Below are 21,334 nucleotides of genomic sequence, written 5' to 3'. Positions count from 1 at the left end.
CACCAATAAAAAAACTTAAATTCTATAAGAAGCTTATTAAAATGAATCGACCTCCTTATATCACTGATCAAATTTTAAACACTTTTATAAAAAATGCCTTAACCGAAGACCTTAGAGAAGGCAATCATTCTACCTTAGCCACAATCCCCAAAAAACTTGAGCAATCTGCAAAATTGTTGGTAAAAGAAAATTGTATTCTTGCGGGGGTTGAGCTCGCAGAATATATCTTTAAATATTATGATCAGAATCTGAAACTGGATCTTAAAATAAAAGATGGTGAATCTGCCAAGGCAGGTGATATTGCTTTTATCGTAACAGGAAGCGCCCAATCGATTCTGTCAACCGAAAGACTGGTTCTAAATTGTATGCAACGTATGAGTGGTATCGCTAGCCTTACTCAGGATTGGAATTCCCAACTGCTAGGCACTAAAACAAAGCTTTTGGACACCCGAAAAACAACCCCTAACTTTCGCATCTGCGAAAAATGGGCCGTTGTAATAGGAGGTGGGACCAATCACCGCTTCGGACTCTATGACATGATGATGCTAAAAGACAACCATATCGACTACAACGGTAGCTTAGCTAGAGCTGTGGAGATGGCTTCACAATATATTAAAAAAAATAAACTCAGTCTTAAAATTGAAGTAGAAACCCGTACTATTGAGGAAGTAAAAGAAGCTATACATACACCAGGAATACATCGTATTATGTTAGACAACATGGATCTCGATACCATGTGCCAGGCTGTTAGATTAATTAACCATAAATGTGAAACCGAAGCATCTGGAGGTATCACTAGAGCACAGCTCCAGGATATTGCTAAAACTGGAGTAGACTACATTTCCGCGGGAGCTCTCACCCATTCTGCTAAACATATTGATCTTAGTTTGAAAGCCTTAAAGATTTAACAATTCCTTAAATTATAAATAAGAAATTTTATGCAGCTTTGCAGCCTATATCCCCCCTGTTAGTTAAAAAATGAAATAAATCAATAAAGTTAAGTAAATCAACAATATGAAGATCAATTTTAAAAAGCCTACGCTGGCGCTCACACTTACCTTGACTACGGCCAGCTTATGCTACACTCAGCAGAAAAAGGATTCTGTGACCTCTAAATCGAGAGAAATTGAAACACTCGCTCTAAGAGGGATAACCGATATCGCTAAAGATAGAAAAACGCCCGTGGCTGTTTCTACTCTTAAAGAAGCTCATATCGTCGAAAGGCTTGGTAATCAGGAATTCCCTGAAATTCTAAATACCACACCTTCAGTTTATACCACCAAAGGGGGAGGTGGTTTTGGCGACTCTAAACTCAACATCAGAGGATTTAATCAAGAAAACATAGCCGTAATGGTAAATGGTATGCCTGTTAACGATATGGAAACAGGTTCTGTGTACTGGTCCAACTGGGCAGGCTTATCGGATGTAACTTCGGCTATGCAGGTGCAAAGAGGTCTAGGTTCCTCAAAATTAGCCATCGCTTCGGTAGGAGGTACTGTAAATGTTCTCACAAGAGCTGCCGATAAAAAAAGAGGTGGTAAAATTTCTGTAGGCCTGGGGAATGATGGCTATGTAAAAAACTTATTCTCATACAATACCGGCAAATCCGAAGAGGGGTGGTCTTCTTCTTTCTTGATGAGCAGAACTTCGGGAAATATGTATGCTGATGGAACCCAATTTGAAGCAAATACTTACTACTTTGCTCTAGGTTACCAGCCCAATAAAAAACACGATTTCCAATTCACTATCACAGGAGCTCCCCAATGGCATAACCAAAGACGGTTTGCTATACCTATTGGGACCTACTTAAAATACGGAAAAAATGGAGATCCGAACAGAAAATATAACTCAGACTGGGGCTATCTAAACGGTCGAGAATATTCTATGGCAGTTAACTATTACCACAAGCCTGTGATGTCACTCAATTGGGACTGGTCAATAGACGACCGATCTAAGATCAATACTATTGTGTATGCTTCCTTTGGTAGAGGAGGAGGCACGAATATGCCAAGTAATGCTAAAGTGGGAGGACAGGACTTAAGAAATTTTAGAAATCCAGAAACCGGCCTATATGATCTGGACGCGCTCTATCAAGCGAATAAAAACAGTACACCAGAACAAGGTAATATTATTAGAAATGTTTCGATTAATTCACATGACTGGTATGGGGTAATCTCAAGCTTTAACCATAAAATAAATCATAACTTAAATTTAACCGTGGGTATAGATGGTCGCTACTACTATGGTTATCATTATCAGTTGGTAAGCGACTTATTAGGAGCTTCTGGATATATAGATCATCAAAATCTAAATACTCCCCATAATCTGGTGAGCCAAACCTTTCAAGCAGAACCTTCCTGGAATCCTTTCGGAGGTAAAATCAATAAAGTAAAAGATAGAATCGGTTACAGTAATGATGGCAAAGTGATCTGGTATGGAGGCTTCTCACAATTGGAATATTCCACAAGTAAAATCTCGGCCTTTATTCAAGGATCGTTATCCAATCAAGGCTTTCAAAGGATAGATAACTTTATAAAAGATGGAGTAACAAAATCCAAAAACGGAGAAATCATGCATACTAAAACAGATTTCAAATACCATATGGGTTTCAATGTAAAAGCTGGTTTAAATTATAATATCAACAGACAACATAATATTTTTGGGAATATAGGATATTACCAAAAACAGCCTTTTTTTAACGCGGTATACAGAAGTAATGAAAATATCGTCTCCAAAGATTTAACGAATGAGAAAATATTGGGTGCAGAGCTAGGCTACGGATTCAGATCTAAATTAATCAATATCAATGCTAACCTATATAGAACTAGCTGGGACGACCGCTATATGCGTAGAACGAATATTAGACAAGGAGATACCAATGTATATGCGGAAATCAATAATCTCAATGAAATACATCAAGGAGCAGAAATCGATGCGAACTATCAAATCACTCCATTTTTGTCGTTGAATGGAATGTTCTCTATCGGAGACTGGTATTACAAAGGAAACGCCCGTGCACTGTTATTCAACAAAGACAGCAATGAGCCTGTAAATTATCCAGATTCCAATTCTAATGAAGCCACTCTTTATCTGGATAAAGTAAAAGTAGGGGAATCGGCTCAGACGACAGCTGCTATAGGGCTTACCCTTAAACCTCTAAAAGATCTTAGTTTTGATACCAATTGGAGATCTGTAAATAATCTATACGCAAAACTAGATCCTCATTCCTTTATGAATCCGGAATACAATGCTGTAGGTGCACTGAAGCTTCCGAGCTTTAATCTATTTGATGCAGGACTCTCCTACAAATTTAATATCAATGAAAAGCAGTATTTTACCATGCGTGCCAATGTATATAATGTGTTTGATAAAATTTATATTGCAGAGTCTAATACCAACACCAAAAAAACGCTAAAAGATTTTAAAGATACTCCTAGTGCTACCGCTCAAAAACAATTAGATGATTATAATGCCAACCCCAATAATTTCTATCAGGGTATTGATATCAGCAATCAGGTAATCTTCGGATATGGCAGAACCTGGGCTGCTACTATAGCCTTTAATTTTTAACTAATTTTAAATAATATATCCCTTTATCAGACCTGCTTTGTAGGTCTGTTTTTTTTTAGAGAGCCTATATTATCATAGACTTGTATTTATAATATTATATCCGAGCGAAAAGGTTCTTTACTTTTTTGGAAGGCTTTCAATCGAATCTTTTATTCTTAAACAAATCCCTATAGATAATATTAATTCAAAAAACAGCCAATCTCGTCGGCTTTTTATTATTTTTGTCCAAATTTTAAATTTTAATTATGCATCATATTTTTTTAAACGCTCACAAAGGCTTTGCATATCTGGAGATACTATTAGTAGTTATCTTTATTATCTCATTACTTATCGTTATGTTGGGCTATTCGGGTAAAATTTCCAAATTGCTGAGAAAATCAACACTCTTCGTGATGATCTTCTTTCACCTACAGTTCCTTATCGGCATTGTAATGTTAGTGGGAACTTCGAATTTTATAAGTATTATACAAGAATACGGCATGGGAAGTATTATGAAAAATGCACAATTGAGATTTACCTATATTGAGCATCCCTTCGCAATGTTAACAGCAGCGATTTTAATGACCATTTTAAATAAAAAAATGAAATTAAAAGATAATATTTCTATGGGAATGGTAATCACTGCCTTTATTAGCATTCTTATTTTTTCTTACACGGTGCCGTGGTCTAAGTTCATGGGGGCTTAAAGAGCTAAAATTTTCTATCGTCTATCCTAATGAACTATTATTTTAGTAATTTTGCTAATTATTTAATTCTTAATACATTTTATTTAAAATGAAAATCGCTGTTATTGGTGCCACTGGCATGGTTGGTCAAGTTATGTTGAGCGTTTTGGAGGAACGCAATCTTCCCATAACGGAACTCATTCCTGTAGCATCGGAAAAATCCATAGGCAAAAAAGTAAACTTTAAAGGCAAGGAATATTCTATTGTCAGCATGCATGAAGCTATAGAGCGAAAACCTCAGATCGCTTTATTCTCTGCAGGAGGAGAAACCTCCAAACAGTTTGCTCCTCAGTTTGCAAAAGTAGGTACCACAGTGATTGATAATTCTTCTGCTTGGAGAATGGAAGCAGATAAAAAACTCATAGTGCCAGAGATTAATGCAGATATCTTGACCCAGGAAGATAAAATCATAGCCAATCCGAATTGTTCTACCATTCAGTTGGTGATGGTATTGGCTCCCTTAAATAAAAAATACGATATTAAGAGAGTGATCGTTTCCACTTATCAATCAGTAACGGGTACGGGAAAAAATGCAGTAGACCAATTAAATGCTGAAATTAAGGGTGAAGCTCCTCAAATGGTTTATCCGCATCCTATTTTCAAAAATGCGTTGCCTCATTGTGATGTATTTGCAGAAGATGATTACACGAAAGAGGAAATTAAACTTATGAAAGAGCCTAAAAAGATTATGGCAGACGATACCTTTAGCCTAACCGCTACAGCTGTAAGGGTCCCTGTACAAGGGGGGCATTCTGAGAGTGTCAATATCGAATTCGAAAACGAATTTGAACTTCAGGAAGTCCGACAGATTCTTAAGCATACTCCAGGAATCGTCGTATTGGATGATGTTCACAATAAAGTGTATCCTATGCCCCTCACCGCAGAAGGTAAGGATGAGGTTTTTGTGGGACGCATCCGCCGCGACCACTCCCAACCCAAAACGCTCAACCTCTGGATTGTAGCGGATAACCTGCGAAAGGGCGCCGCAACGAATGCTGTACAAATTGCAGAATACTTAGTAACAAACGCATTAGTTTAAATCTAAAATAAATAAGGTATCCAAAGGATACCTTATTCTTTATGATCACAACTTGTATTTTTTATCCGATACCCCCTTGTTATGCAAGAGAAAAAAAGCAGAGATCTCAGTAAATTTACCTTTCAGCGCACTATCGCGTTTGCAGGGATACTTTTATTCGTAGGTAAACTGGTCGCCTGGCAACTCACTGGATCCGATGCGGTGTTCTCAGATGCAATGGAAAGTATCGTGAATATCATCAGTGCTTTTTTGGGATTATATTCACTCTATTTAGCCGCCAAACCCAAAGATAAGGAACACCCTTATGGGCATGGAAAAGTAGAGTTTATTACGTCGGGTATAGAAGGAGCCCTTATCATTATTGCTGGTATTCTGATTATTTTACAGGCGATTAAAAGCTTAATTCACGGCAATCATATTCAAGCACTAGACTGGGGTATCTTGATTATTTTTATCACTGGTCTCATCAATTATGGGTTGGGTTGGTATTCTCTAATAAAAGGAAAAAAAGAAAATTCTTTAGTCCTAATTGCCTCTGGCAAACATTTACAATCCGACACCTACACTACCTTAGGGGTAGTCCTGAGCTTAGTCATTGTAAATTTTACTCAATGGTACTGGGTAGATGGTGCATTTGCATTGCTCTTCGGGACTTATATTATTCTGGTGGGGTATAGAATCGTACGCGAAGCCCTAAGGGGGATTATGGATGAAAGTGATGAGAAACTTCTACGCGAAATCACCGCCATACTTCTCGCCAACCGAGAACCACAATGGATTGATATTCACAATATGAAAATACAGCAATACGGTGCCCACCTCCATATAGACGCTCACATCACGCTACCTTGGTATTACAGTCTACGCGACGCGCATAATGAAATGGGAAAAGTACTTCTTCTACTAGCCCATAATTTAGATCGAGAAATTGAGTTTAATTTTCATATGGATGATTGCAAACCATTTTCATGTGCCATCTGTCAACTCAACCATTGCCCTGTAAGGGAATCTCTCTTTGAGAAAAAAGTAGAATGGACGATTAAAAATATTAGTCAGGTACAAAAACACAGCCTGCAAACCTCTAAAGGTACTACCTTTACCCGCTAAGTTCCTTTCCTATTCACGCTATTTAAAACCGGCAAGCCTTTGTGGAGTAATCTGTTTTTCAACGATCATTCTAAAAACCCATATCCCTTTACTTTTAAAATTTTTCTTATAACTTACAAAATTGTTTTGTAACTTGCTTTCAGGTTTTGAGATAGAATACCTTTGGAAAAAAGGTTACCCCATCAAAAAAGCTAAACTAATTTTTCTTTTGACTGTACTTGCCGCAGAGGGTAAATTAGTATATTTGTAAGGAGAATAGATTATGATAGAAGAACTATTTCATCCATTTTTAAAAAATTATTTAGGACATTCCAATTATCTTTTAACCCCCTTACAAAAGAGTGGTTCTGCCCGCCAGAATCTTAAAGTCATCACCCCTGAGAAAAAGTATATTTTAACTTTTAACGAAAAGATTCGTGAAAACGAATGTTTTTTTTACCTCACGGAGACTTTCAAGAAATTAGGGCTGAATGTTCCCCATATTTATGCTATTAATGCTGATAGAACGCTTTATCTACAAGAATTTGTAGGTTCTGATACCTTATCCGAAATCATCGCTGCGGAAGGTCATACCGAAAGGGTAAAAAAACTAGTTTCCAAAACCATTCAGGCTTTAACCCACTTTCAGCAAAAAACTACGGGTCATATAGATTTTTCCAAAGCTTATGAATATAGCGATTATGATCGGTTACCTATTATACACGATTTATATTATTTCAAAAATTTTCTAGTCGATATTTTAGAGATAGATTATCACAAGGGAAAACTTTTAAAAGAATTCTACCGCATCTCTGAGAAGGTGGAAGCCTTGTCTCCGAAAATCATAGTTCTAAGGGACTTCCAGGCAAGAAACATTCTAGTCAACGACCAAGAAGAAGTTTACTTTATTGATTACCAGTCAGCTATGCAGGGACCGGCCACTTATGATATCGTCTCGTTGCTGTTTCAAGCAAAAGCCAATTTCCCCAACGACTGGAAAGAGGAATTTCTTTCGGATTATTTGGCACTCAACCGGATATATTTTTCTCCACATTCCTATCAGGAAGCTGTAGACTACTGTAAATTAATGCGCTTTTTACAAGTATTGGGAGCCTATGGATTCCGGGGGCTTATCCAGAGAAAAAAACATTTTATAGAAAGTATTGAACAGGGAATTAAAAATATCACCCAACTTCAAAATGAGTGGGAGGAATTCGCATATTATCCAGAGCTTTCAAAGATTATTTCAGAAATAAAATCAGTACACACCCAACAAAAAATAAATCAACTTATCAATGGATAATACTTTAGTTATAGAAGTACATAGCTTCTCATATAAAAAAGGAGGGATCCCCAAAGATGCCTCAGAAAATGGAGGAGGCTTTGTATTTGATTGTCGGGGAATCCTAAATCCTGGAAGAATTGAAGAATATAAAGCACTTACGGGTAACGATCTACCCGTCCAAGAGTATCTGGAAGAAAAAACTAAAATTCAGGATTTCCTGGATGCCATTTATATCTTGGTATCGCTTACTATTGATAATTATTTGGCACGCGGTTTTGAAAATCTGCAGATAAATTTTGGCTGTACGGGTGGTCAGCACCGGTCTGTATATTCGGCTATAAAAACTGCAGCTTATATTCGTCATCAATATCCACAAACTATTGTTATACTTCATCACGATGAACAAACCCAACTCAACTAACTTATGAAAGCTTTACTTTTTGCAGCCGGAAAAGGCACGCGTCTTAAACCCTTTACCGATCTCCATCCCAAAGCTTTAGCTAAAGTTAGCGGTATTACCCTCTTAGAGCGTAATATTCTATATCTTAAATCTTTTGGTATTCAAAACTTTGTTATTAATATCCACCATTTTGGAGATCAAATACTCGATTTTTTAAAAGAAAACAATAATTTTGGAGTCCAGATAGAAATTTCGGATGAAAATGATTTCTTATTGGAAACGGGAGGAGGCTTACTCTTTGCACGTCCCTTTTTAGAAAATGAAGAAAACTTCATCATCATGAATGTGGATATCCTAACCAATTTAAATATCACCGAATTTGTAAACTTTCATGAACAGCATCATAATTTTGTAAGCCTGGCGGTATCCGACAGAAATAGCACCAGAAAATTACTCTTTGATGATGGCATGCTGCTCAAAGGATGGATTAATGTCAGTACTGGAGAACAAAGATTGGCTGAGTTTAATAAAGGTTTCCGAGGACTCGCATTTAGTGGAATCCATTGTGTGAATACCCAGATTTTTGATAAGATAAAACGAACAGGAAAATTTTCCATTATGGAAGAATATATGGATTTTATGGTGTCGGAAAAAATTCACGGCTACCTCCATCAATCCTACCTTATCGATGTAGGAAGACCAGAAAGTATTCTACAAGCAGAAGAATATTTTAAATAAGAAAAACATGGACAATCAATACATGAATAATAAAAATAATACTCTTGATGAAAGAGTAAAGGAAAGTTTCCGACAAAAAACCTGGGACGAAAAATTAACCAAAGACAGTTGGATGGTTTTCAAAATTATGTCTGAATTTGTAGCGGGTTTTGAAAAAATGACCAAAATAGGCCCTTGTGTCTCTATTTTTGGTTCAGCAAGGCTTAAAGAAGACCATAAATACTATAAAATGACCTCTGAAATTGCACGGAAAATTACCGATTTAGGATTTGGGGTAATCACCGGAGGAGGGCCTGGCATTATGGAAGCCGGTAATCGTGGCGCTCATGGGCTGGGTAAATCCATAGGCCTCAATATAGAACTTCCTTTTGAGCAACACTTTAATCCGTATATTGACAATGGATATCGGATGGATTACGATTACTTCTTCGTTAGAAAAGTTATGTTCGTTAAATATTCTCAGGGATTTATCGTCATGCCTGGAGGTTTTGGCACTTTGGATGAGCTGATGGAAGCATTAACACTCATTCAGACCCACAAAATAGGAAGCTTCCCCATTGTATTGGTGGGCAGTGAGTTTTGGGGAGGTTTAATTGATTGGTTCAAAAGTTCTCTGCTCAAAAACGGGCTTATTTCGGAGGCCGACCTGTCTCTCTACAGAATTGTAGATAATGCGGATGATGCTGTTGCCCATATTAAAGCATTCTATGAGAAATATGATATCAGCGTTAACTTCTAAATTAATATGGCATATATTTTGACTATCCTTAATATAATAAAAAAACAATTCTCTTAAAATGAAAAAGTTATTCAATATATTAGGCTTGCTATCTTTACTGATCGGTATGTTTAGCTTTATGGATTTTCACTCTTCCATGACTAAGGTTGATTATAATGAGGCCAATGGAGTATTGAAGTTTACCACAAAGATGAGTGCACCCGACCTAGAACGCGTTCTTAAGATGGACTCTAAAAATGGGGCATTCGAAAACGCTGCTAAGAATTATGTAAACACTAATTTTAGTGCGAGTGTCAACAATAACCCTATACGACTCACCTATACTGGTAGTCAGGTAAATGGAGAAACGGTGTGGGTATACTTTGAAGCTACAGGAATAGGTAATATCAATAGCATAAAAATTAAAAACACCCTTCTTCTAAATGACTTTACCAACCAAATTAATTTAGTTAATATCGCTTATAAAGGTCAACAAAAAACCATGACATTTCAAAGAGGTAAAGAGGTGAATGAAGTAAGCTTCTAATTTTTAAACAAAAACTTTTATATTCTAAGAGGCTTAACCGCCTCTTTTTTTATTCTATCTTAATCTGATCAATCAGAATATCATAGGTTGCCTTATTACCGACTTTAAGTGCAAAAATATTTTTATTGGGAATTTTGTTCAAATCAGTAATCCCCTCTAAAGAAAGTTCTACCAGCCTCCACTGTCCTCCCGTATCTATAGAACCTGTATAAGCATTGGTGGTCGGCGAAGGATCTAAGATTGCTCCGGTCTTAAATTCCCCTAAATTATAAGCGTAAGAATGTCCATCTTCTTTATAAATATTAAAAGATAGAGATTTACCTTTTGAAACTCCTTTTATATATAAAGTAATTCTCTTAGGCTTCTTAGGGAGATCTTGGTTATGCAGTGCAGTAAAAACATAATCATTCTGAGTAGGGGTTCCTTGGATCAAAAGGGCATTTCCTCCCTTATATCCCCTATCTCGAGCTAGCCGTGCATAAGGTTGTAAACCAAAACGGTTTAAAGAAGCAACAAAATCCTGCCAGTTTTCAAAGTCAGATCCTTTAAAGAGGAGACTGGCCGTACCAGATGGCTCCTTAGGTATACCTGGCGAAAACCTAGCACTTGTAAATTCAATATCAGAAAGTTTTCTCAAATAAGCCTGCTCAGTAACCCTAGAATTGTAGGGGTTGGTATATCTACTGAGAATAAGAACGATACTACCACTTTTAGCATAAGTTGGTGATATAGGAGTCGTAGAAAAAGAGGCATAACTACTAAATCTAAGCTCCAGCTTATCAGATTTACTATCTGTGAGATAACGACTTGAAACCCTTTTATCCGTATCGGCAAATCGCTTACCCAACTCGTCCTGATCAAACTGTACGTGCTTTATCTTTATCAACTGATTGGTATGCTGACCATTCCTTACGGCCTCGGCAATGGTATTAAATTCTAAGGGGACGATTTTTGCTACAATGGGAGTCTGATTCTCACCACAGGCTCTCACAATATAATTGTTCAATTTATTGGAGCTAATTCTCCCTACATCATACTTAGGATCATAGGTGCCCACCTTGATGTTGTTGTTTAGCTTCTGAACCAATAGTCCTTTGAGGTTAATCCTAATTTTGGATCCTACGGGGAAATTTCCATATTGATTAGCCTCCCCAATCCCTATTTCAATTCCTTGTGTTGGATTTTCTGGTTTATCTTGAACATAAAGTGCACCGTAAATATTACCACTCTCATCACTTGAAGAGACATAAGCTTCTACCACAAAATCTTCTTTAACCAAATCATTATGAGTAGGTTTTTTCTTGGCTAAACTATGAATATCGGATAAAGTATGGTTAGTTGCCGGAAGGTTATCCACACACTGGAGGGGTGGCACTTCAAAGTCATCACTCTTCACACAGGAAAAAAGGACCCCTAAAAAGGCTATGATAAAAACCGCTTTAAAATATATTTTATTCATCATTTGCTTTGCTTTTAAATTTAGAAACGTAATTGAACATTTATAAAATAAGATCTCCCTTGTGAATAGAAATATTTCGGTCCAAAAATCGGAGTTTCCTGATTAAAATCCTTCACATAGTCTCTATAATTAATCCGTCTGGATGACTCGAATCCTCCAGTAATATATTTATGGTTATTCAGAATATTATTGAGCATAACTGAAACCAAAAAATAATAATTACCAATCATCCAGGATTTTCCTGCACTCGCATTGAAAAAAAATGTTTCGGGTAACTTTACCTGCTTCAGAACCCTTCTCAATTCAGGTTCTGTAATCTCAGCATAGGGAACACCAGGTGTATCGGGATTATCGATAAAATGATGGGTCCTCAGCGCTGGGCTGGGATCTAAATAGGCCTCTCGGAAATAGTTCCAATTTCCGCTAATCCACCAATATTTAGGGCTATTGTACTTCAACCCTATCGAAAAAGCTTGTTGTGGCGTTCCACCTAGTTTATAATTTTTCAGATAAGCGGTCCCCAAATTCTTAAATTCTGTTCTAACCAGCTCTCCTCTCTCATTATGATCATAAAAAACGCCCAGAGCATCGGATGCAAAATAAAGCTTCGGATTATTGTTATAAGTATACTGTCCCATACTGGCCAAACCATTAGCCATTAAGTTAGGCGTAAGCTTTACCTGAACGCCAAATTCAACCCCCATATTTCTTTTACTCGCATTAGAAATAACCTCAGAGATCATGGCTCTGTTATCACTCTGAACCTGCTGCCCCTGTTCATCCAATGTATTAAAAGAGACTCCTTCAGCAAAAAACCGCTGAATATAGGTGTCATGATGGGTATCAATCATATAAGCCGTAAGTCTCATTTTAAAATTCGGAGCAGAAACCACATATCCGATATCATTCGCATTGATAAGCTTATTCTTAATATTAGGAGAAACGCTATTGCTAAATCTGGGATTTACAAAAATATCATCCATAAAAGGTGACTGAAAATAATAGCCTCCATTATAAACGAGGAACATTCTTCCATTCAATTTATACACCAACTGCCCTTTTATTCCAAAATTCCAGAAATTCTGCTGTCCACTTTTTCCATAAGAATCCTCATAAGTATAATGCTTAAACAGACCTTCTCTGCTATTGGCCGAATACCCCACAAGCGCAGAAACAAAAGCATCAAATTTATCCGCAGAAAACTTTAAACCAGTATTAAAATTAAGATCCTGACGCCTGTAGATATAATCGTAACCGAACTTATCGCCTACCTTTTTAGCAACATTTTCATCCAGTGTATTAAAATTACGCCCTTTCTCATCTTTGGCAAAAGGATTCATATTCAAAGCGAAATCCGCTCCCAATAGATCTTTAATCTCCCGATACTGTTCGGAGTAATAATTTTGATAAGAAAGATTGAGCATCAACTTTAGCCTATCTCCGAGATGATTAAAGTAGTGGGAGGAAAGACTCCATATTTTATTATTTTTAACATCATTTTCCAGAAAATACATCGCCCTGCGGGCACCTCCGTAATTTGGATCGCTATTTCCCCTATTCTGGCGGTAAAGATTATCCCAATTAATCTGGGTATAGGCCTGATCATTATTCCTCCAGCGGTCTTCATTGATTTCAACATCTTCCATATGGTCTGTCGGCCTGTCCTGACTTCTGCCATAGCTTGGCAACCTCTTATAGTAAGTAGGTGAAGGATTATTGGCTTTATACCAATCAAGGCGGGAAGCTTTTTCCTTTCCAAACTGATAAGAAAGTGTTGTCCAAAGTTCGGATTTTTGATTAATTTTCCAATAATCGGTAAGTTGTAGCATGGGTAAAAACCCAGTTTTGATTCGCTCACTGCGCTTTTTTCCATCTTGCCAGCCCCAATAGGCATTATAATGAATTCCCCTATAATCATAAACTTCCTGTGTATTGGCACTAGAAGTAGCTTTTCTGTAATCCGATCCTATTGCATTCAGACTAATCGAATGTCCATCATTAAGTTTTTTCTCTACCCCTATATAACCACTAAGCGCATTATAAAATGTTCCTTCTTGAATTCCTTCCTGGGCCCATCTTCTGGCTATCATAGCTGTAAATGCCCAACCTTTTTTATTCATTCCGGAAGCATATTTATAGGAAAGTCTATGCTTATAATTCCTGTTGGTTAATGAATAGATTAAACTACTTCCTTTTCTGTAATCACTCGCCTTTGTATTTTTATAAAATACTGATCCCACACCTCCAAAAGTATACTCAGAAGGACTATGGTTTACGGCAATTTCTGGATAGCGGGTAATTTCATTAAGCCCTCCCCAAACACTAAAGTCGATCATACCCCGATCTGGACGAGTGGTCGAAATACCATTTAACATATTCTCTCCTGACCTACCGTCAATCCCCCTAGGGCGGAACCAGTAAAATCCAAGATCAAACGCAGCAATATTACTAAATATATCACGAGAAGATTGCAATAAACCTACAGTAGACTGATGATTGGACTCATCCGAGTCATCACTCTGATCCAGAACGGTAAAACCCTGATCCAAATCTGTAAAACCAAACAATAACTTAATGATTCCCAAGCTCTTTCTCTTCTTACCTGCCGTTACCTCAAAATCCACTATCTGAGACTCAAATGGAGGTTTGGATACCGTAATCTGGTAATGTCCTGGCTTAAGACCTACCAACTGAAAATATCCGATTTTATCAGCCTTTACCCTATAGGAAGATTCCCTAATATCTACTACGGCGTTTTCCACAGGTTTTCCTGAAGCATCTTGAATATAGGCGAAAACCGTAGTCTGAGCATAGAACAGGGATGCAGGTAATAGTGTGGTAACGATCCATAATGATAGCTTTTTTATCATATCTTAAAGTTATAGTTTTACAATCTATCGCCTTGTTTTTAATCCTTAAATTGTATATCTCATACAGGATATACTAAAAACACGCTTATTGATGGAATTACAAAATTAAGTTTTTCAATTCGTTGTTCAATATGAATTAAAAAAATATAAACTTAAAATGACTTGACAGAAAAAATATTTTTCAAAAAACTCTATCAGATTATTAGCAAAAGCCTAGAATTAGAGTGAAGCTAAAACTTCTGACCCTGCTTAGGGAGTGATCTAAAAATAAAATTTCTTTAAGTTTACTTTTTAAGTTGAGCTTATCCCAAAAACCAGACAGTTTAAAAGTAAACATTTTTCAATTAAATTATTAATTTTAAAACAATAAAAATTTTATCAAAAAAATGAATTCAGGAAGCAACAGGTGGCATTGACCTAAATGCAGTCGGAGAGCAGTTTTTTTGAAAAGGGAACTTTCCCCAACACATTAAAATTGATAATGTGATAAAATTTATGAGCAAATCATGAGACAAATGAAGCTAGAAGAAGAACAATAGAACTAGAGTCTAGAGCCCCGTAAAGCAAGATTTCAGAGCGCTTTAAGCAGAGTATCTCATAATGACTCCCTCTCACGAATGTCAAGATAAAATGGGGTCTATTAAAATTGATGAATAACCATGAAGCCTCCCAATATATCGATTAAAAATAGTCTGAAAAGCAAACTGATCTACTTTATAATGGATAATGTTAATAGCAAAATTCAAGCGAAAATAAAAGATCAAAAGTATATTTACAATTTATAAAAACATTTGAGATGATAAAATATTTATTCACTCTACTATTATTAGTACACGCATCACTTTTTGCACAAAACTATAATATAATACGCGTGGCTGCTGTAGGATTTTATAATGTCGAGAACCTATGGGACCCTTACAAGTCGGCAGACTATATAGATGGTACCAAACCTGTAGGAACCCCTGCTTTCCACAGAAGTATTCCGGTAGATTCCATACCCTACTTAGTACATGAAGCTTACCAAGGACAATGGAGTGATGCTTTATTAATAGGGAAAAAGGTGATCAGAGAACAATACCTCAACGACGAGTTTACCGCTAAGAGTGCTAAAAACTATACCGAAAAAATATACCATAAAAAAATATATAATATCGCACAGGTGATTTCGGAAATCGGAAGAAAATATACTAAAACAGCTCCAGCAATCGTAGGGCTGGCAGAAGTCGAAAACCGACAGGTTTTAGAAGCTTTAATTGAGCAACCCCAACTGGCAAAATACAATTACGGAATTGTGCATTTTAATTCTTATGATGCCCGAGGTATTGATAACGGATTGATTTACCAAAAAGGAAGGTTTCAACTAGAAAAAGCCTGGAAAAAAGAATTGAAAATATTTCATCAGGGTAAACGTGAATATACTCGGGACCTGTTAGTCGTGTTAGGATTATTAGACGGCGAGAAATTCGCCTTCTTTGTCAATCACTGGCCTTCCAGAAGAGGAGGCGAAAGCATTTCCCTCCCTAAACGAAATGCTGCCGCAGCCCTGCTCAACCAACAGATGGATAGTATCAGAATTCTTGATCCTGAATATAAACTAATAGCCTTGGGAGATTTTAATGACAATCCTGTGAGTTCCAGTCTGAAAAATTACGCTAAAACAACGGGATCCGAGGATAAAGTAAGTGAGGCGACCCCCTATTTTAACCCTATGTATAAAATGTTTAAACAAGGGGTGGCTTCTTTAGCTTATCAGGATGCTCCGAACCTATTTGACCAAATTTTTTATTCAAAAAATTTAATCAGAAATAAAGAAAGCTCCCTCCAAAAGACCTATACAATTTATACCACGCAAGTCTTCGCACCCGATTATTTAATATTGAAAGAGGGAAACTATAAAGGTTATCCTTTCCGCTCCTGGGTGGGAGATAAATTTACGGGAGGTTACAGCGACCATTTTCCTGTTTTCAGTATACTCCAAAAACCTGTAAACTGATGAATGAAAATAGTATACTAATACGTGTGCCCAGAAGTGAATGGTTATTAGGAATACGCTACATAAAAAAATAAAAAGGGCCATCCTCAACAATATGAAGACAGCCCTTGTTTCCTTCTTTACAGATCTTTATTTATTATAATTCTCTTCTACTTTATCCCAATTGATAACATCAAAAAAAGCAGCCACATAATCTGGCCTCTTATTTTGATATTTTAGGTAATAAGCATGCTCCCACACATCAATGCCTAAAATGGGCGTACCAGAAATACCCACATTAGGTGTAATCGGGCTATCTTGGTTAGCTGTAGATCCCACACTTACAGATCCGTCAGTATTCTTAATAAGCCATGCCCATCCTGAACCGAATCTAGTTTTAGCCGCTTCTGAAAAATCTGCTTTGAATTTCTCGAAACCACCGTAGTTTTCAAGGGCTTCTTTTACCTTTCCTACAGGAACTTTTGAACCTCCAGGCGTTAAAATATCCCAAAATAAGGTATGGTTAAAGTGTCCTCCACCATTATTTCTTACAGCAGGTTTATCACTCCCTGTTTTAATGACCTCTTCTATATTTTTTCCTTCCAAATCAGTTCCTTCAATTGCCTTGTTAAGGTTATCAACATAAGCTTGATGATGCTTGGAATAGTGGATTTCCATGGTTTGAGCATCAATAGTAGGCTCTAATGCATCGTATGCATATTTTAATTTTGGTAATTCAAATGACATTTTTTTATATTTTAAAGGTTAAAACTCAAAATTAAGGAATAAAAATCATGAAAACGAATCCGATCTCTATCTTTTACACCTTCTAATCAATAGAAAATACTGATTATCCGTCTCTAGATTCATCATTTTTTAGTCCAAATTCTTGTCTAATATCCTCTACTCTATCGAGTTTTTCCCAAGTAAAAAACTCCAGATTTTCTAATATGAGTTCGTGAGCAGTTCCTTTGTTAAAAACCTTATCCGCTATATAAGGTTCTCTCCCCATATGCCCATATGAGGCAGTTTCCTGATAGATTGGACTTCTTAGCTTCAGGCTTTGTTCTATAGCATAGGGACGAAGATCAAAAATATTCAATATTTTTCGCGCAATCTCTCCATCAGAAAGCTCCAACTTGGAAGTACCATAGGTGTTGATAAATAGGCCGCATGGCTCTGCTACCCCTATAGCGTAGGACACCTGTACCAATACTTCGTCGGCTATACCTGCAGCCACCATATTTTTAGCGATATGGCGCGTGGCATAAGCAGCACTTCGGTCTACTTTTGAGGGATCTTTCCCAGAGAATGCCCCCCCTCCATGAGCGCCTTTTCCACCATAAGTATCTACTATAATTTTTCTTCCAGTCAATCCTGTATCCCCATGAGGGCCTCCGATTACAAATTTACCTGTGGGATTGATATGATATTTAATCTGATCGTTAAATAGCGCTTGAATAGAGGCCGGTTGAGCCGCAATTACCCTAGGGATTAAAATGCTTTTTATGTCCTCTCGGATTTGGTGAAGCATTTCCTGCTCTGAAGCAAAATCATCGTGTTGTGTGGATAATACAATAGAATCTATACGAATGGGTTTATGATCATCCGAATATTCTATAGTTACCTGGCTTTTCGCATCGGGGCGTAGATAGGTAATCTCTTTACCTTCCTTTCGAATTGCGGACAGTTCTTTCAGTATAGTATGAGCTAAATCTAGTGCTAAAGGCATATAGTTAGCTGTTTCATTCGTCGCATAACCAAACATCATCCCTTGATCTCCGGCTCCTTGAACACTCGCTTTACTCTCAAAACTCTCATCTTCTACCTTTCTGTCTACTCCCTGATTGATGTCCGGTGATTGTTCATGAATGGCTGAGATGACTCCACAAGAATCACCATTAAACATATACTCTCCTTTGGTATAACCTATGCGATTAATCACTTCTCTGGTAATAACCTGTACATCAAGGTAGGCTGTGGATTTAACTTCTCCTGCCAACACTACCTGACCAGTCGTGACCAAAGTCTCACAAGCAACTTTAGAGTCCTTATCATAAGCTAAAAAATGATCGATTAAAGCATCGGATATCTGATCTGCAATTTTATCCGGATGTCCTTCGGAAACAGATTCTGATGTAAATAAATAGGGCATAATACTATTATTATGATGTTAAAATATTTGAAAATGCACTGATTGAAAAAATAAGAAATACCGTTTTAGCATTTTTTTTATGAGGTTGCAATCAGCACAAATTTTTCCTCTTAATCACTTAGCGCAAAGTTACATTTTTTATTTAAAAAATACTTAAGCGATATCGGCTTTTTATTTAACCTCATAATATAAAATGGATTTATTCAGGTTTCACCCCTATAAAATCGGCAGGAGATCCTCCATATTTCAGTTTGTATTTTAGGGATTCCCTTATGGAAAAAGTCATTTCATCGAGAAGCTTTTGCTTGTAGGTAGGCTTATAATAGATCAGGCTGATTTCCCTTTTAGGATAAGGCTTGCGAAAGTGCAAAACTTTTTCTCTCTGAACCTCTGTGAGCTGATCTACAGCCATTTCAGGTATAATCGTCAAACCTCCTACTCTGTCTACCATCTGTACCAAAGTACTAACGCTAGAAGCTTTAAAATCTAGGTTAGAGGGCTTTAAATCATTTTCCTTTAATTTACAGATATTCTCAACTTGTGTTCTCAAACAATTTCCTTCAGATAACAACCACACATCATCCAAATCTATATCTTCAGGAATAATAAAACTATCACCTTCTTTTTTTAAATCTTTCTTAGACGAATAAATCAGTAACTCCTCATTGTATAAAAAATCACTAAAAAACTCATCTGCAGCAGCGTAAGGTGTAGAAATAATACCTGCATCTATCTCCCCCGCCTTTAAAGCTTTAATCACATTTTCAGTGGTCATTTCCTTTACCTTCATTTCTATTTTTGGGTTTTTTTTGAGGAAATCAAAAATTTCATTGGGGAGAAGAAAAGCCGATACGGTAGGAATAACCCCTATATTAATTTTTCCTGAGACAATATTCTTGAGAAGATTGGCTTTATTGCGCAGCTCCATTACATCGTCAATCACATTTTTAGCCTGTCCTATAATTTGTTGACCTGCATCAGTTGTTCTGATAGGATGGCTGGTTCTATCAAATATTTTTATATCCAGCTCTTCTTCAAATTTCTGAATCATAGCGCTTAGGGTAGGCTGCGTAATAAAACAGGCCTGAGCTGCTTTACCAAAATGCTTGTATTTATCAACGGCAATTAAATACTCAAGTTGCTGGATATTCATAGAAAATATAAATTAAAAGTATAACAAATGTAGCCATTTTATCAAAAAGAAAATGGCTAATTTTACTAATCCTAAAAAATACTAAAAAAATAAAACAGCTATGGAAAATAAAAAGAAACTTACCAATGCTGCGGGAATACCTTATTACTATCATGAAGACTCTCAAACAGTGGGTCATAGGGGGCCTGTTCTGTTACAGGATTTCATGTTACAGGAAAATTTGGCCCATTTTGTAAGAGAGCGTATACCGGAAAGAGTGGTGCACGCAAAAGGCTCTGGGGCTTATGGAAAATTCACAGTTACGGGGGACATTCGTAAATATACCCGCGCTAAACTCTTTTCTAAAATAGGAAATGAGTGTAGGATTTTCGCTCGTTTTTCCTCAGTAGCAGGAGAAAAAGGCAGCGCCGATACAGAACGGGATCCTAGAGGTTTCGCTTTAAAATTTTATACCGAAGATGGCAATTGGGACTTAGTGGGCAATAATACACCGGTTTTTTTTATTAAAGATGCCAAAAAATTTCCGGACTTTATTCATACTCAAAAAAGATTGCCCAGAACCAATCTTAAAGATCACACTGTCATGTGGGATTATTGGTCGCTCAATCCGGAATCGCTTCATCAGGTATTAATTCTGATGTCCGACCGGGGAACACCTTATGGTTACAGGCATATGAACGGGTATGGTTCTCACACCTTCGCCATGATTAATGACCAAAATGAAAGATCCTGGGTAAAGTTTCACTTTAAAACACAACAAGGCATTAAAAACTTTACCCTTGAAGAATCTATTGAAATGAAAGGTGTAAATCCGGATTTCTCTCAAGAGGATTTAGTAAATGCCATAGATAAGGGAGAATTTCCGAAATGGACAATGCAAATCCAAGTTATGACGGAGGAACAAGCTAAAAACTTCCGCTGGAACCCTTTTGATGTCACCAAAATATGGCCACATGAGGATTTTGAATTAATCGATGTGGGCATCCTGGAGCTCAATGAAATCCCAATCAACTATTTTGCCCACGTAGAACAAAGTACATTTGCTCCGAGCAATTTGATAGATGGCATCAGTTTTTCTCCGGATAAAATGCTCCAAGGACGTTTATTTTCATATGCCGATGCCCATCGTTATCGTGTGGGTGTTAACGCTCACCAGCTCCCTGTAAATGCGTGTCCTTATGAGGTCAACAATTATCAGAGAGATGGCTATATGCGGATGGGGGCTAATAGTGGCGACTCTCCTAATTATTATCCGAATAGCTTTGACAATATAGAAGCCGAACAGGATTATAAACCGTTTGAAGAAGAACTCAACAGTGCCCACGTCGCTTATTTCAATAGAAATGAAGACGATAATGACCATTACACTCAACCCGGTATTTTATATGCTAAAGTGATGGACGATGAACAGAAAACCCACTTGGTTCACAATATTGTGGAGCATATGAAAGGAATAAAAGGTGAAAAGAAAGATCTGATTATTAACCGACAACTTTGCCACTTTTTTAGAGCAAATATTGATCTTGGAATAAGAATTGCAAAAGGCTTAGGCGTTACTATAGATTCGAATCAGATGCAACATTCCATTCAGTAAAAGAATTGGATTGTGCAGAGACC

At 37.0% G+C, this 21,334-nt stretch carries 17 protein-coding genes; 12 read left to right on the top strand and 5 right to left on the bottom strand.

Features of this window, described 5'->3' with window-relative positions; genetic code table 11:
- Window positions 1-41 precede the first annotated feature (41 nt).
- The 10 genes from nadC (at window position 42) to GNY06_RS11810 (ending at window position 10,108) form a co-directional block, all read left to right on the top strand.
- Complete coding sequence (gene nadC / locus GNY06_RS11855; protein ID WP_166520264.1) at window positions 42-908, top strand: carboxylating nicotinate-nucleotide diphosphorylase; 867 nt, start codon at window positions 42-44, stop codon at window positions 906-908.
- A 106-nt stretch (window positions 909-1,014) separates the two neighbouring features.
- The gene (locus tag GNY06_RS11850) at window positions 1,015-3,570 is read left to right on the top strand and encodes a TonB-dependent receptor (protein WP_166520263.1); all 2,556 of its coding nucleotides are present in this window, start codon (window positions 1,015-1,017) and stop codon (window positions 3,568-3,570) included.
- Between the two features lie 245 nt (window positions 3,571-3,815).
- A complete protein-coding gene (locus GNY06_RS11845) occupies window positions 3,816-4,256 on the top strand; it encodes a hypothetical protein (RefSeq protein WP_166520262.1) in 441 nt (146 codons plus the stop codon).
- A gap of 88 nt (window positions 4,257-4,344) precedes the next feature.
- Window positions 4,345-5,334 carry an aspartate-semialdehyde dehydrogenase gene (locus tag GNY06_RS11840; protein WP_166520261.1) on the top strand — a complete coding sequence of 330 codons (990 nt, stop codon included), beginning with the start codon at window positions 4,345-4,347 and terminating at the stop codon, window positions 5,332-5,334.
- Window positions 5,335-5,415: 81 nt separating this feature from the next.
- A complete protein-coding gene (locus GNY06_RS11835; RefSeq protein ID WP_166520260.1) occupies window positions 5,416-6,441 on the top strand; it encodes a cation diffusion facilitator family transporter in 1,026 nt (341 codons plus the stop codon).
- 262 nt (window positions 6,442-6,703) lie between these two features.
- Window positions 6,704-7,723: an aminoglycoside phosphotransferase family protein gene (locus GNY06_RS11830; protein ID WP_166520259.1), complete on the top strand. Its 1,020-nt coding sequence runs from the start codon at window positions 6,704-6,706 to the stop codon at window positions 7,721-7,723.
- Window positions 7,716-8,126 (top strand): RapZ C-terminal domain-containing protein, encoded by a 411-nt coding sequence (locus GNY06_RS11825; protein ID WP_166520258.1) that lies wholly within the window; start codon window positions 7,716-7,718, stop codon window positions 8,124-8,126. The genes GNY06_RS11830 and GNY06_RS11825 overlap by 8 nt, the downstream gene beginning before the upstream one ends.
- A gap of 3 nt (window positions 8,127-8,129) precedes the next feature.
- Window positions 8,130-8,843, top strand: a complete 714-nt coding sequence (locus GNY06_RS11820) for a nucleotidyltransferase family protein (RefSeq protein ID WP_166520257.1) — start codon at window positions 8,130-8,132, stop codon at window positions 8,841-8,843.
- Between the two features lie 7 nt (window positions 8,844-8,850).
- Complete coding sequence (locus GNY06_RS11815; RefSeq protein WP_244614430.1) at window positions 8,851-9,582, top strand: LOG family protein; 732 nt, start codon at window positions 8,851-8,853, stop codon at window positions 9,580-9,582.
- Between the two features lie 58 nt (window positions 9,583-9,640).
- A complete protein-coding gene (locus GNY06_RS11810; protein ID WP_166520256.1) occupies window positions 9,641-10,108 on the top strand; it encodes a DUF6702 family protein in 468 nt (155 codons plus the stop codon).
- 49 nt (window positions 10,109-10,157) lie between these two features.
- Here GNY06_RS11810 and GNY06_RS11805 read toward each other — a convergent pair whose 3' ends face one another.
- On the bottom strand, window positions 10,158-11,570 hold the full coding sequence (locus GNY06_RS11805; RefSeq protein WP_166520255.1) for a DUF5689 domain-containing protein: 1,413 nt from the start codon (window positions 11,568-11,570) through the stop codon (window positions 10,158-10,160).
- A 17-nt stretch (window positions 11,571-11,587) separates the two neighbouring features.
- Window positions 11,588-14,437 (bottom strand): carboxypeptidase-like regulatory domain-containing protein, encoded by a 2,850-nt coding sequence (locus GNY06_RS11800; RefSeq protein WP_166520254.1) that lies wholly within the window; start codon window positions 14,435-14,437, stop codon window positions 11,588-11,590.
- 796 nt (window positions 14,438-15,233) lie between these two features.
- Here GNY06_RS11800 and GNY06_RS11795 point away from each other — a divergent pair.
- Window positions 15,234-16,430 carry an endonuclease/exonuclease/phosphatase family protein gene (locus tag GNY06_RS11795; RefSeq protein ID WP_166520253.1) on the top strand — a complete coding sequence of 399 codons (1,197 nt, stop codon included), beginning with the start codon at window positions 15,234-15,236 and terminating at the stop codon, window positions 16,428-16,430.
- A 129-nt stretch (window positions 16,431-16,559) separates the two neighbouring features.
- Here GNY06_RS11795 and GNY06_RS11790 read toward each other — a convergent pair whose 3' ends face one another.
- The 3 genes from GNY06_RS11790 to GNY06_RS11780 form a co-directional block, all read right to left on the bottom strand.
- A complete protein-coding gene (locus GNY06_RS11790) occupies window positions 16,560-17,156 on the bottom strand; it encodes a superoxide dismutase (protein ID WP_166520252.1) in 597 nt (198 codons plus the stop codon).
- A gap of 103 nt (window positions 17,157-17,259) precedes the next feature.
- Complete coding sequence (metK, locus tag GNY06_RS11785; protein WP_166520251.1) at window positions 17,260-18,564, bottom strand: methionine adenosyltransferase; 1,305 nt, start codon at window positions 18,562-18,564, stop codon at window positions 17,260-17,262.
- Between the two features lie 199 nt (window positions 18,565-18,763).
- Window positions 18,764-19,717 (bottom strand): hydrogen peroxide-inducible genes activator, encoded by a 954-nt coding sequence (locus GNY06_RS11780; protein ID WP_166520250.1) that lies wholly within the window; start codon window positions 19,715-19,717, stop codon window positions 18,764-18,766.
- Between the two features lie 100 nt (window positions 19,718-19,817).
- Between GNY06_RS11780 and GNY06_RS11775 the strand changes: the two genes are divergently transcribed.
- Window positions 19,818-21,311: a catalase gene (locus tag GNY06_RS11775; protein WP_166520249.1), complete on the top strand. Its 1,494-nt coding sequence runs from the start codon at window positions 19,818-19,820 to the stop codon at window positions 21,309-21,311.
- Window positions 21,312-21,334 lie beyond the last annotated feature (23 nt).

This window comes from Elizabethkingia argenteiflava, from assembly GCF_009904105.1.
Taxonomy (GTDB): Bacteria; Bacteroidota; Bacteroidia; order Flavobacteriales; family Weeksellaceae; genus Elizabethkingia; species Elizabethkingia argenteiflava.
The sequence above is the reverse complement of the archived record's forward strand: the minus strand, read 5'-3'. Positions and strand labels throughout refer to the sequence as shown.